The sequence below is a fragment of the Erysipelothrix sp. strain 2 (EsS2-6-Brazil) genome (genome assembly GCF_016617625.1).
GTDB lineage: Bacteria > Bacillota_I > Bacilli_A > Erysipelotrichales > Erysipelotrichaceae > Erysipelothrix > Erysipelothrix piscisicarius.
Map to the genome: position 1 here is coordinate 33,945 of NZ_SBAR01000012.1, position 11,878 is coordinate 45,822.

Genomic DNA, 11,878 nt, shown 5'->3' on the forward strand with positions numbered 1-11,878 from the left:
GAAAAATAAGTGGGCTAGGAGACACTTAAAGAATCACACAGACAATCATAAGTATTTTGTTCAAAACAAAATGCGACGCTCGATAATGCAACATTATCATTTTTATTCACTTGGGTTAAAAGGTGCTTACTATTTCTTGGAGACACAAAAGCCCCTTGCTGATTAAAAAAGTCAAAAACTATCTCTGCCATAATCATTAGAAATAAAACAACACACATTAAACATTTATCTGAGCGATTCATAAGTTCCTCCTTTCATTTGTATATATTTTATCATATATTTCAAAAAAAGTAATCAATACCCAACATCGTGATAGAGATTTGGTATAATAGAAATGGTGATAAAATGAAACTTAAAATCGTCGTCACAACGGACGTCCATGGAAATATCTTTCCAACAAATTATACAAGTCGTGAAAACCTCGAAGATTATGGGCTTGCACGCATTAGTACTGCAGTAAATCAATTCCGAAAGGAAGGAAATGTTTTACTCTTAGATAACGGGGATGCTTTTCAGGGAACTCCGTTATTAACTTACGCACATCAACATGCGCAATCCGTACCCAATCCTATGGCACAATGTTTTAATGCCATGAATTATGATTTTATTAATTTAGGAAATCATGATTTTAATTATGGACCTGAAATTCTCCAAAAATACATAAGCGAAAACAATGCACCCCTACTTACTTCAAATCTTGAAATAGATGGGTCTGTACCGGGCCAAACTCAAATTCTTACTTATGAAGGTAAAACGATTGCACTTATTGGTGTTTTAACGCAATATATTCCACATTGGGAACGTCCTGCTCATATCGAAAACATGGTTTTCAAAAGTGCTTTTGACCAGCTCCAACAAGAAGTTCAACGTGTACGAAATGATGTCGACTATGTCATTGCTATGTACCATGGTGGTTTAGAGCGTGATCCGCAAACGGGTGAACCGACTGAACGGCTTACTGGTGAAAATGAAGGTTATGCTATGACTGAAATTGAAGGGTTAGATATTCTAATTACAGGACATCAACACCGTTCCTTTATCGAAACCGTTAACGGGGTTTTAGTAACTCAAAACACCTTTAAAGCAAAGGAATTTATTACGATTGATCTTGATTTGGAAACCGGTAACGCCTCAGCAAAACGACTCAGTGCCTCCGATTATGATGTAGACCAAAATTTATTGGAACCACTACAAGGCTTACAAAACGAAACACAAACATGGTTGGACCAACCCGTTGGAACCTTAGAAAACATGGATGTGATGATTAACGATGAATTGGATGCACGCCTTCATAAACATCCGCTCGTTTCACTCTTAAATCAAATACAACTTGAACGATCGGGTGCACAAATTTCTTCTGTAGCCCTTTTTAACGGGGCTCAAGGATTTAGAAAATCAATCACAATGCGTGAATTAGTAAGCACCTACCTATATCCGAATACGTTGGTGGTAAAGCGAATGAGTGGAAAAGCACTTCGTGAAATGATTGAATTTAGCGCCCATTATTTTACCGTCGATGCCCACCAACACATTGTTCCCTCACCGGAATACGTTGAACCCAAGCCACAACATTATAATTACGATATGCTTGATGGCGTGGATTACACCCTTGATATCTCAAAACTGAGAGGTTCACGTGTAGTGAGCCTAACGTATCAAGATAAACCAGTTCAAGATAGTGATGAATTCACCGTGGTTGTAAACAATTATCGAGCAATGGGGGGCGGAAACTATACCATGGTTGCGGAAAGTGAAACATTAGAAGATATCCAAGAAGAAATGGTCGATATCATTATGGATTATTTTATTCAACATTCCCCAGTTTACGTCAATCATTGTGATAATATTAAAGTAATTGCATCAAGATAAAAAACCAAAATACAAAGCTTCGAATACTTAGAAGTTTTGTATTTTTTTTATTCAATCGAAAAAAAATCTTGACACTCGAAAAAAATAAAAGTATTCTAGTTCGTGTACAGTGAGACACAATGGTGTCTCATTTTGTATTTTTAGGAGGTAATTATGATTAAAGCTATAGTAGGTGCCAACTGGGGCGATGAGGGTAAAGGAAAGCTCACAGATGTATTCGCAAGTGAGTCTGACATTATTGTTCGGTTCCAAGGGGGCAATAACGCAGGTCATACAATTATTAATGATCAAGGAAAGTTTGCGCTAAAGATGTTACCATCCGGTGTTTTCTATAAACATACGATTAATGTTATTGGTAATGGTGTTGCGTTAAACATTCCTGCATTCATTCAAGAGTTAGAGGAATTAAAGACTCGAGGTGTTCATCCTCAAGTTATTGTAAGTGATCGTGCTCAAATCGTGATGAGTTACCATAAGAATTTTGATGTTTATGAGGAAGCACGTATGGGTAAAGATCAGTTTGGATCTACCAAATCGGGGATTGCGCCTTTTTATTCCGATAAATACGCAAAAATCGGGTTCCAAGTCTGTGAGTTATACAACGAAGACTGGTTACGCAGTAAAATTGATCGTGTTCTTGATATCAAAAATACTTTATTAGTAAATTTATATCATCAAGAACCGCTGTCAGCGGATGCAATCTTTGAAGAATTAATGCAATACCGTGATTTAATTGAACCTTATGTTCGCGATGTCTTCACCTTTTTAAATGAAGCGCATGATCAAGGTAAAAACATTCTCTTCGAAGGGCAACTTGGTGCATTACGTGATCCCGACTTTGGAATTTATCCTTATTCAACCTCTTCATCTACTTTAGCTTACTATGCGACCATCGGAGCAGGATTGCCACATCCTATCGACGAAGTATGGGCAGTCACAAAAGCTTATTCAAGCTGTGTTGGTGCTGGTGCATTTGTCTCAGAAATTTTTGGAGAAGAAGCCGAGGCATTGCGTAGACGTGGTGGTGATGCGGGTGAGTATGGCGTTAATACTAAACGTCCTCGTCGTGTTGGCTACTTTGATGCGGTCGCAACACGTTTTGGTTGTAAAACCCAAGGGGCAACTCATGTTGCACTCACAAACATTGATGTTCTTTCCTATCTAGATGAAATCAAGGTTGTAACGGCATATGAGTATCAAGGACAACAATCCATGCGATTTGGAAATATTACAGAATTAGAACATACAACCCCTGTAATTGAAACATTCCCTGGATGGAAAGAAGATATTACACACATTACATGCTATGATGACCTTCCTGAAAATTGTAAAAACTATATTAATAAACTTGAAATGCTCATTGATACAAATATTGCACTTGTTTCAAATGGTCCAAATCGAAACCAAATTATGAAGCGTACGCCTTTACGGTAAAAGAAAAACGAACAGAATCTGTTCGTTTTTTTCTATAATCTTCCCTCATCACTACATTTATTGCGTATTGTACGAGCAGGAATGCCTGCAACAATATCACAACGTGCGACATCTTTAGTCACAACACTCCCCGCACCAATTACGGCTTCATCATGAATCATAATATTACCAAGTACCTGTGCTCCAGCACCGACGTGTACTTTATTTCCTAACGTTGGATGTCTTTTGCCCGGTTCGCGTGATTTACCACCTAAAGTAACCCCATGATGAATTAAACAATCATCACCAATAATTGCAGTCTGGCCAATGACAACACCGCTTCCATGATCAATAATAAAACGTCGCCCAATCTGTGCTCCTGGATGAATCTCGATTTGTGTCAAAAAACGTCCGAGTTGCGAAATGAATCGTGCTACAAAGTAAAACTTAATACGATAGAAACAATGTGCGATTCGATAAAACCCCATCGCATGGTATCCTGGATAGAGTAAAATTACCTCCAGAACTGATCGTACAGCAGGATCTTGTTTTTTATATGCACGTGCTGTCTCTAAAAATCTCATAAAATACTCCTTATTTTAATTCGAGTAACGCTTCATTGATAAGTTTTAGAACATAAATTCGATCGGCTTCATTATTTTCAAAATCAAGATGATCAACATTAATCTTAAGCATGGGTGAAAGATCGTAATTATCAAAATAATTACTGTATTCACGATTGAGTTTTTCCCAATATTCGCGTTCAACAATTAATTCATAATCTCTACCACGTTTCTTAATGCGGTTCATTGCCTCATCAACACTTATTTCAAGATATACCATTAATTTGGGAACATGAACATGTTCAAGCATATTTTGTAATAACTCAGAATAAATTTGAAATTCTTCGTCACTCATTTCTCCACTTAAGTTTAACATACGGGCGAATATTGCGTCCCCATATATGCTTCGGTCCATAACCGCTTTGCTTACGTCTTTCGCTTGTTTGATATGCTCAAAACGCTTATTTAAGAAAAACACTTGTAATGGAAATGAATAGCGACAACGGTCATGATAAAACTTATCCAAAACAGGATTATCAACTACCGGTTCTTCAAACTCTTCATAGCCCTCTTGACCAAGAATACGCATTAATGAACTTTTCCCAACACCTACAACACCTTCAATAACTATCATGTCATAAACCTCTTTCCGTGATACATAATTTAATATATCGCTATAATTAAATCCCATAACTCACCACCATCTCATGTCCCTAAGAGACACTCTATTCATAAGTTTAGCTTTGTAATGACAAAAAAGCAAGCCTCTTAACGATAGAGTTTCGTAATTTTATGACATTCATCAACAATCCATTCGCGAAGCCACTCCGGTTTTAAAACCGTAATATGAGAACCGCCTTGTAAAATAAAATCTTTAACGGCAAGTTCATTCGAAAACTCGACTTTTAGAATAAAGCGATGATCATCCAACCACGTAATTTCTTGGTGTTCACCCCAGATATACTCACTAATATAATCTTGCTCAAAAACTTCCAATTCTGCGAAGACGGGTTTTATTTTATAGCCGAATTTTGAAAATACATGCTTGCTTGAAGTTTCGTCATCAAACCGAAAAACCTCATCACGTAATGATAATTCATGAATGCGATTTACTTTTAGGCTCAAATAGCGATTCTTTTCATCATAACCCAAAAGATACCAAAATTTATTGACAATCACAAGCTCATAAGGCTCAAAGACATAGGAACGCTTCTCCCGATGATTTTTACTATAAACAATATCAATACGCAAATGATGCTCAATGGCGTTCTCAAGCAGCTCTATATGTTTTTGATAGAGATTTGGATCAACATTAAGCTTAACCGATTGAAAAGCAGATACAGATACATTCCCACTATAATCCAACTGGTGTGATAATTTTGAAACAACAGCTACAAAGTCATTTCCGAGTGTCGGGTTATCCTGTGATAACAAAACCGCAAACGCTTGCTTTAACATCTTGCGTTCATTACGTTCAAAAGCGAGCGGTTGTATTTGCGTTTTAGATTCTAAAACATAACCCCCACCTGGACCCATGACCGTAGTAATTTCATACCCTACCAATTCAAGTTCTGCTTTGAGTCGTTGCACACCACGCTCACTGATTTCCAAAAGATCCGCCAGCTCTGAAAGGGGAACAACAGAGCGTGCGGATAATACGTCTAACATAACCAAAGCATTGCCTAACTTACTCATAGATCGTTTGACCTTTGATAACATAACAGCGTGTTAAAAGATCATTAAATTCAGATTCACTTCGGGCTATTTGACAAAGCCCACCCAGTGAGAGTTCCGGAAGCAAGTCACTCACTTCAACGATACACTGACGACTTAACAATTCCCCTCGGTGAACCGCACCGGTAAATTCGGTTCCGGTATATGTCTGGATAAATGAAATTTCAAAATTTAAGTCTAGATCACGACTCACCGTTAATAGATTCGGTTCGTTGGACCCAAAATAATCATAAAGTGTTTGCGCTCCCGATACCGTTAAATAATTCGCACCACGATCTGATGAAGCAACCGAATAGTCGTTGGAGTAATGCGTATTGAATTTTAACTCATTATAGAAATCCTGTGCATCCTCATGAGAAACAAACTTTAAAGTCACGGAAACACTGTCTTCAAATGAGAGACCAAAGGTTTCTGTAAAACGAAGTGCTTGATCATTAATAAATGAGCTCACATCATTTCCTTTCATTGCAATCATCAAATCTTTTAAATTAAATCCTTTTTTCATCATGTATCACCTCTTGACTCAAGTATACCAACAGTATACGACAATTTTGGTCGTATATTCAAGAAAGCGAAAAAAAAGTGGATTTATAATCCACTTTCGGTTTAATTATTGCCAGATTGATTGTAAAGAAGTTTTGTATGACTCCATAACAGATTCTGGTGTTTTTGATGTGTCAGAAAGTAATTCTTCCATCTTCACAGTTGCTTCTGTATAAGCAGCATCTGAGTTAGCGGATACTGGAATTGTAAACACATCTTTTGTGATTTCTTGAATTAATGGCGCAATCATTGAACCACTTTCTAAGTATTCTTTGCTTTCGATAACACTTGTACGTACTGGAATATAACCTGTTGATTTAGCCCAGTATAATTGTGAATCGGCAGATACTAAGAATTTCATGTACTCAAATGCTGCAGTTTTTTGTTTTGGTGTAGCGGATGAGAACATGTATAAGTCAGTACCTTGTTGTAAGCTGATTTTTTCAGGACGTTTCACAACGCCAATTTCGAAACGACCGTCTACACCTTTAAGTACGTGTGATTCTCCTGCTGTACTTCCAACGTTCATTGCAAGTTGACCATTACCAAATGGTCCTGATAAGTATTTGTCAGTTCCTGCGATACGTAGGTAACCATCTTTTACACCTTCTTGGTAGAATGATGCAACTTCAAGACTTTCTTTACTTGTAGGATCCATATCCTTATTGAATTCGACGCCTTTATTGATTAATCCTGTAGCATAGTAGTTATTGAGTGAGTCAAAACCTGCTCCCACAATATTTTTCTTTTCATAAACAGTTTTACTTACTTCTTTTAATTCTTCAAGAGTTGTAGGTGCTTTCAGACCTAATTCATCAAGAAGTGTTTTATTGTAGTAAAGAACCTCTGTTGATTTGTTAAATGGCATACCGTACGTTACACCTTCGATTTTACCACCTTCACGGAATCCTTCAACAATATCACTATAGTCTTTCATTCCGATTGTATCGTTTTCGATATACGGTGTTAAGTCTGTAACGAGTTTATCTACTGACGCATTAAACATCCATGCTGGGTATGCTTGTGTCATGGTTGGTAAGTCTTTAGGACTTACAAGTGTAGCAGATAATTTTTGACGTAAATCCGGATAACTTGATTGGTTTTGTAATACAACTTTAACCTTTGGATTTGCTGCCATAAAATCTTCAGTAAGTTTTGTTAATGCTTCTTCTTGTTTACCATTCATTGCATGCCAGAAACGGATTTCTGTTTCTTCTGTTAGTTCTGTAACGATATCAGCAGATGCTGTATCATCACCTTTATTTGAACATCCTACAAGAACAAGTAAAGCAAGTAATGCTACTAAAATCTTTTTAATATTTCCCATATTTGTTTTATGTGTCTCCTTTAGATAGTTTCCCCACGGGTTGGTAAATGACGCATTCCATATTTATTCTCAAGTAAATCTGGTCTTAAGGAATGAATAGGAACTAATAACTTCGGTTGAATTAAGCTCACAATACGATCTAAATCTTCAGGGTAAGCATGTCCAGAACACGCTATACGATTAAATTCAATATTGCAATCCTCCAACAACTGAATAAATGGTAAATATGCTGGATCAAATTCTCCTAGCGGCGAAGCGTCGCTATGGATATAGACACCACCTCCTTTAAGGTTTTCGTGATGATCAACAACCTGCCATAGATAATCTCCCTCATCTTGAAGTAGAGTGTTGTAATCGACCTCTAGATTCTTATCAAGGTTAAAGCTGTTGTCATTTGCATTGTAATACTTACACTCCATATTTAAACACTCTTTCAAGATATTTGCAAAGGATGCTTCAAGCACCACTTCACGTGGACTTTGTTTTACAATCTCAGCTAATCGTTTTACGTTCGCCGGATAGCAATTAAAAGTCACTTGTTTATTTGGGTTGCTGTTTACAATATTCACGATTTTCTTAAGTAAATCTGCTTCGGTCTCAATACGACCCGTTGCGCGGTCTTCTTGAGGGAAACTAATTGATACACCCTCAATAATGAGCATATCTGTATTTTTTGCTTGTTCACAATAGTGAAGTGAATCTTCCACATCAAAACCATGGAGACGAAGATCACCTGTGTAAGCAATATGCATATCTGGGGTTGTGATTAAAAGACCACAGGCACCATAAGCATCATGATCAACACGACTTAATTCTACTTTAATGCTTCCCACTTCGATAACATCATGATTATCACACCCGATAATATCGCGTGTAAATGAATCTGAAGGGTTCGCTTTTGGTAGAATAAAGTCATTTTGTGCATTTAAACTGTTTAATAAAACTTTGGTTTCTTTAAGTGCATACATTGGAATGTTCGGATCCAAATAGTTAACCATACGCGTATGATCTAAATGACAATGACTTAAAAAGACAGCCGTATGGGCATAGTCAGGTCCTTTTTCAAATGGATACGTATATCCTAATTCGGGATCATAAATATTCTCTAAATGGGGCACTAAACGATGTTCAATCAATTGTTGCAATGATTCATTTTTAAGATTCAACTCTGGCTTGAATTCTGTACCAAAGTCAAAGAAAATATGTGAATCTTCATATGCAATTTCAATAACAGTACCACCAATTGTCAGGACACCGCTATGAAATGTAATTTTTGTTTTTCTATCCTTTAAGTCCACTCTTCGACACTCCTTTAATAATTTGATTTCTAAAAATAAAGTAAATAATAAGTACCGGAATAATCGTTAATGTTGCAGCTGCCATTTGAAGATGAACATCCGTTCCACTCTCAGTCGCAAATGCACTTAAACCATTGTTTAATAGACGCATGCTTGAATCATTTGTAACCAACAATGGCCACAAGAATGAGTTCCAATGCGAAATGAAACTAAGAATACCGATTGTTACAAGCGCAGGTTTGGATAAAGGTATCATAATTTTTCGAATAAATTCTAAATCTGTACATCCATCAATTTTAGCCGCTTTATAGTATGAAATTGGAATACTTGTTAGATATCCTTTTAAATAGAATATATAGAATACACTGGCAAGTGATGGAACAATCAATGCAGTATACGTATTTAATAAACCAAGACGTGCAATCGTTTGGTAATTTGTAAAGACTGTTGACTCATACGGTACCATTAATAGTGATACCATCACTAAGATAATTAGACCCTTATGTTTAAACTCTAACTTAACGAGCGCAAAGGCTGCAAGCGTCGAGGTAATTAAAATTCCAAGGGTACTAATCCCTGCAACTACCACTGTATTAAAGAAATACCGAACAAACGGTGCCGTTTGAAATACTTCCACAAAGTTGTGGAACTGTGGGGCTGATGGAATTAGCGTCGGCGGAATACTTGTCGCCTCTTGATAAGTCATCAAACTTGCAAGAATCATGTAGACAAATGGAAATAAGGTAATAATTGCCATAAAGACAATAAAAATTGTCGCAAGAATTTTAAATATTTTTGTTAGTACTATTTTTAAATTTGGTGAAAATTCAGATTTTTCGTTCACAACTATCTCTCCTCTATCTTCTTCAACACTTTATTCTGAATAAGTGTTAATACGAGGATAAACACAAACAGAAGTATTGTTGCGGCCATTGCCGGACCATATCGATTATCGACATGGAAGGTAGTGAATATATAGAATACGGCAGTCGTGGCACTGTTGGCGATTCCTGCCTTACCATTAAAGATCGCAAAGACTTGAGTATAAACTTTAAAGGCATTAATTAGGTTGACCGTTAACAAGAACGTTAACGTTGGAATAAGCTGTGGTAAAGTAATTCGGAATAATTTTTGAAGTTCCGTTGCACCAAACATATCTGCAACCTTGTAGTACTCGCGATCAATATTTCGAAGACCTGATAGTAAAATAATGATATTAAACGCCAAACCATTCCAAATTCCAAAAATGACAAGGGTGGGTAAGCTCATCATAATATCATCTAAGAAGTTGATCGGTCCAACATTTATAAAACTAAGTAGAAAGTTTATAAATCCATAGGAACCGTTAAAGAGATAGCGGAATACAACCCCAATCGCAATAACACTTGTTAGATAAGGAATAAAGAAAATCGTTTCAAAGAAGCTCTTATTTTTAATTTTTTCAAAAATAAGAAGTGCAATAAACATTGAAATGATTAAACAAATTGGCACCACAAGAAAGGCATAAACAGCTGTATTTCGCATCGCAATATGGAACTTTGGATCTTGTAGCACAAATTGATAATTACTAATTCCTGCCGGTTTAAGATTCGTTAAAGTCCCGGATTGAAACGACATAATTAATGCATGAATTAATGGATAAATATTAAATAAAGCAATAATTACCAAAGCAGGCAAAAGAAACAACCATGCTTGTCTTTGATTTTCAGCGCTATACTTAAACTTTTTCATTAGTAGACCCTCTCGCCAGATTCTTTAAACATAAAGATACGTGGGTAATTAAACTCACAATTAACGATTGTCTCTGGTTCAATGAGAGCTTCAATACTTACAATACCTTTAGCATTCTTAGATCCGATTTTGAAATTAAGGATACCTTCTCGACCAATGAGTTCCACAGTTTCAATTTCTGTATTGAAAATCCCTTGTTCTCCAAAAATAATATCTTCAGGACGAACACCTAAAAGATAAGTTCCATCAATGATGGTTTCTTTAATACGATCTTGGACGAGGGTACTTTGACTAAATTCAAAATTCTCACCAACAATCATGCCATTTTTTACTTCAATAGGAAGAATGTTTATGACAGGGTTACCAATAAATTGAGCAACAAATAAATTATTAGGTTCTAAATAAAGATTTTGTGGGTCATCATATTGTTGAATCACACCCTCATTCATCAGAACGATTTTATCACTAATGGATAACGCTTCTTCTTGATCATGCGTAACAAAAATTGTCGTAATGTTAATTTCTTTAACAAGGCGACGAATTTCTTCACGGATTTTCAAGCGCAAACGTGCGTCGAGGTTACTTAGTGGTTCATCAAGTAGTAATATTGAAGGATTCTGAACTAAAGCACGCGTAATCGCTACACGTTGTTGTTGTCCACCGGACATAGTCCCTGGCTTTTTATTTGCTAATTCTTCAATATCTGTTAATGCCATGTATTTACGAGCAATTTTTTCAGCTTCTTCTTTAGGCATTTTTTTATCTCCAACACGTAGTGGGAACATGACATTTTCTAATACTGTCATATGTGGGTAGAGTGCATAGTTTTGAAATACAAAACCAATATCACGATCTTTCGGATGCTTATCAACCATTGAGATCCCTTCATTGTGAATTGTACCGTCGGTAGGATCGAGCAATCCAGCAATTAAATTAAGAATTGTTGTTTTACCACAACCACTTGGTCCAAGTAAGCAAACCAAATCACCTTTCTCAATTGAGAATGTAACTTGTTTTAATGCTTCAAAACCATTATCAAACACTTTCCGTAAGTCCTTGACTTCAATCATTCATCTTCCTCCTATAAACACAATATTACGTAATTTTAATATATTCGATATTATTTATTTCGTGAACACCCACGAATTTTACGTACAGTTGTTACTTCATTATTATAACAGTCAATACACGTATTTGTGTTAAAAACCATTAACAATATTAAATAAACATGTGAAAAAAATATAAACCGTCACATAATTCTGTTTTTTTACGCATAAAAAAAAGACACTCTAAATAGAGTGTCAAATTACCTGGCGATGAACTATCTTCACTAGCGCTTGGCTAGATATTGTCGCCGCTAAAGTGCTTAACTTCTGTGTTCGAGATGGGAACAGGTGTGA

The 11,878-nt window shown here is 36.3% G+C and carries 12 protein-coding genes and 1 rRNA gene; 2 read left to right on the forward strand and 11 right to left on the reverse strand.

Annotated features, from left to right (window positions below; genetic code table 11):
- Positions 1–14: 14 nt before the first annotated feature.
- Positions 15–242, reverse strand: a complete 228-nt coding sequence (locus EPJ89_RS07330) for a hypothetical protein (RefSeq protein WP_125164796.1) — start codon at positions 240–242, stop codon at positions 15–17.
- Positions 243–345: 103 nt separating this feature from the next.
- Between EPJ89_RS07330 and EPJ89_RS07335 the strand changes: the two genes are divergently transcribed.
- Positions 346–1,869: a bifunctional metallophosphatase/5'-nucleotidase gene (locus EPJ89_RS07335; RefSeq protein ID WP_200549382.1), complete on the forward strand. Its 1,524-nt coding sequence runs from the start codon at positions 346–348 to the stop codon at positions 1,867–1,869.
- A gap of 153 nt (positions 1,870–2,022) precedes the next feature.
- The gene (locus EPJ89_RS07340; RefSeq protein ID WP_161636709.1) at positions 2,023–3,303 is read left to right on the forward strand and encodes an adenylosuccinate synthase; all 1,281 of its coding nucleotides are present in this window, start codon (positions 2,023–2,025) and stop codon (positions 3,301–3,303) included.
- A gap of 32 nt (positions 3,304–3,335) precedes the next feature.
- Here EPJ89_RS07340 and cysE read toward each other — a convergent pair whose 3' ends face one another.
- The 10 genes from cysE to rrf all read right to left on the reverse strand — a co-directional run.
- A complete protein-coding gene (cysE, locus tag EPJ89_RS07345) occupies positions 3,336–3,866 on the reverse strand; it encodes a serine O-acetyltransferase (RefSeq protein WP_125164799.1) in 531 nt (176 codons plus the stop codon).
- 10 nt (positions 3,867–3,876) lie between these two features.
- The gene (locus EPJ89_RS07350; RefSeq protein ID WP_237558271.1) at positions 3,877–4,479 is read right to left on the reverse strand and encodes a deoxynucleoside kinase; all 603 of its coding nucleotides are present in this window, start codon (positions 4,477–4,479) and stop codon (positions 3,877–3,879) included.
- Positions 4,480–4,613: 134 nt separating this feature from the next.
- Positions 4,614–5,540, reverse strand: coding sequence for a helix-turn-helix transcriptional regulator (locus EPJ89_RS07355; protein WP_200549384.1), 927 nt, complete (start codon positions 5,538–5,540; stop codon positions 4,614–4,616).
- Positions 5,533–6,087: a hypothetical protein gene (locus EPJ89_RS07360; RefSeq protein ID WP_237558272.1), complete on the reverse strand. Its 555-nt coding sequence runs from the start codon at positions 6,085–6,087 to the stop codon at positions 5,533–5,535. The genes EPJ89_RS07355 and EPJ89_RS07360 overlap by 8 nt, the downstream gene beginning before the upstream one ends.
- A gap of 102 nt (positions 6,088–6,189) precedes the next feature.
- On the reverse strand, positions 6,190–7,449 hold the full coding sequence (locus EPJ89_RS07365) for an ABC transporter substrate-binding protein (protein WP_200549386.1): 1,260 nt from the start codon (positions 7,447–7,449) through the stop codon (positions 6,190–6,192).
- 20 nt (positions 7,450–7,469) lie between these two features.
- The gene (locus EPJ89_RS07370) at positions 7,470–8,747 is read right to left on the reverse strand and encodes an MBL fold metallo-hydrolase (RefSeq protein WP_161636712.1); all 1,278 of its coding nucleotides are present in this window, start codon (positions 8,745–8,747) and stop codon (positions 7,470–7,472) included.
- Entirely contained in the window at positions 8,731–9,591 is an 861-nt protein-coding gene (locus EPJ89_RS07375) for a carbohydrate ABC transporter permease (protein WP_125164803.1), read from the reverse strand. Before EPJ89_RS07375 ends, EPJ89_RS07370 begins: the two co-directional genes overlap by 17 nt.
- A gap of 2 nt (positions 9,592–9,593) precedes the next feature.
- A complete protein-coding gene (locus EPJ89_RS07380) occupies positions 9,594–10,478 on the reverse strand; it encodes a carbohydrate ABC transporter permease (RefSeq protein WP_200549388.1) in 885 nt (294 codons plus the stop codon).
- Positions 10,478–11,548: an ABC transporter ATP-binding protein gene (locus EPJ89_RS07385; protein ID WP_161636714.1), complete on the reverse strand. Its 1,071-nt coding sequence runs from the start codon at positions 11,546–11,548 to the stop codon at positions 10,478–10,480. Before EPJ89_RS07385 ends, EPJ89_RS07380 begins: the two co-directional genes overlap by 1 nt.
- A 238-nt stretch (positions 11,549–11,786) precedes the next feature.
- Positions 11,787–11,878 (reverse strand): 5S ribosomal RNA (gene rrf / locus EPJ89_RS08935); the annotation flags it as partial.

What these genes read in the sequence shown, in the direction of transcription:
- EPJ89_RS07330 (WP_125164796.1), bottom strand. Translation starts at nt 242, where the DNA reads ATGAATCGCTCAGATAAATGTTTAATGTGTGTTGTTTTATTTCTAATG.
- EPJ89_RS07335 (WP_200549382.1), top strand. Translation starts at nt 346, where the DNA reads ATGAAACTTAAAATCGTCGTCACAACGGACGTCCATGGAAATATCTTT.
- EPJ89_RS07340 (WP_161636709.1), top strand. Translation starts at nt 2,023, where the DNA reads ATGATTAAAGCTATAGTAGGTGCCAACTGGGGCGATGAGGGTAAAGGA.
- cysE (WP_125164799.1), bottom strand. Translation starts at nt 3,866, where the DNA reads ATGAGATTTTTAGAGACAGCACGTGCATATAAAAAACAAGATCCTGCT.
- EPJ89_RS07350 (WP_237558271.1), bottom strand. Translation starts at nt 4,479, where the DNA reads ATGATAGTTATTGAAGGTGTTGTAGGTGTTGGGAAAAGTTCATTAATG.
- EPJ89_RS07355 (WP_200549384.1), bottom strand. Translation starts at nt 5,540, where the DNA reads ATGAGTAAGTTAGGCAATGCTTTGGTTATGTTAGACGTATTATCCGCA.
- EPJ89_RS07360 (WP_237558272.1), bottom strand. Translation starts at nt 6,087, where the DNA reads ATGATGAAAAAAGGATTTAATTTAAAAGATTTGATGATTGCAATGAAA.
- EPJ89_RS07365 (WP_200549386.1), bottom strand. Translation starts at nt 7,449, where the DNA reads ATGGGAAATATTAAAAAGATTTTAGTAGCATTACTTGCTTTACTTGTT.
- EPJ89_RS07380 (WP_200549388.1), bottom strand. Translation starts at nt 10,478, where the DNA reads ATGAAAAAGTTTAAGTATAGCGCTGAAAATCAAAGACAAGCATGGTTG.
- EPJ89_RS07385 (WP_161636714.1), bottom strand. Translation starts at nt 11,548, where the DNA reads ATGATTGAAGTCAAGGACTTACGGAAAGTGTTTGATAATGGTTTTGAA.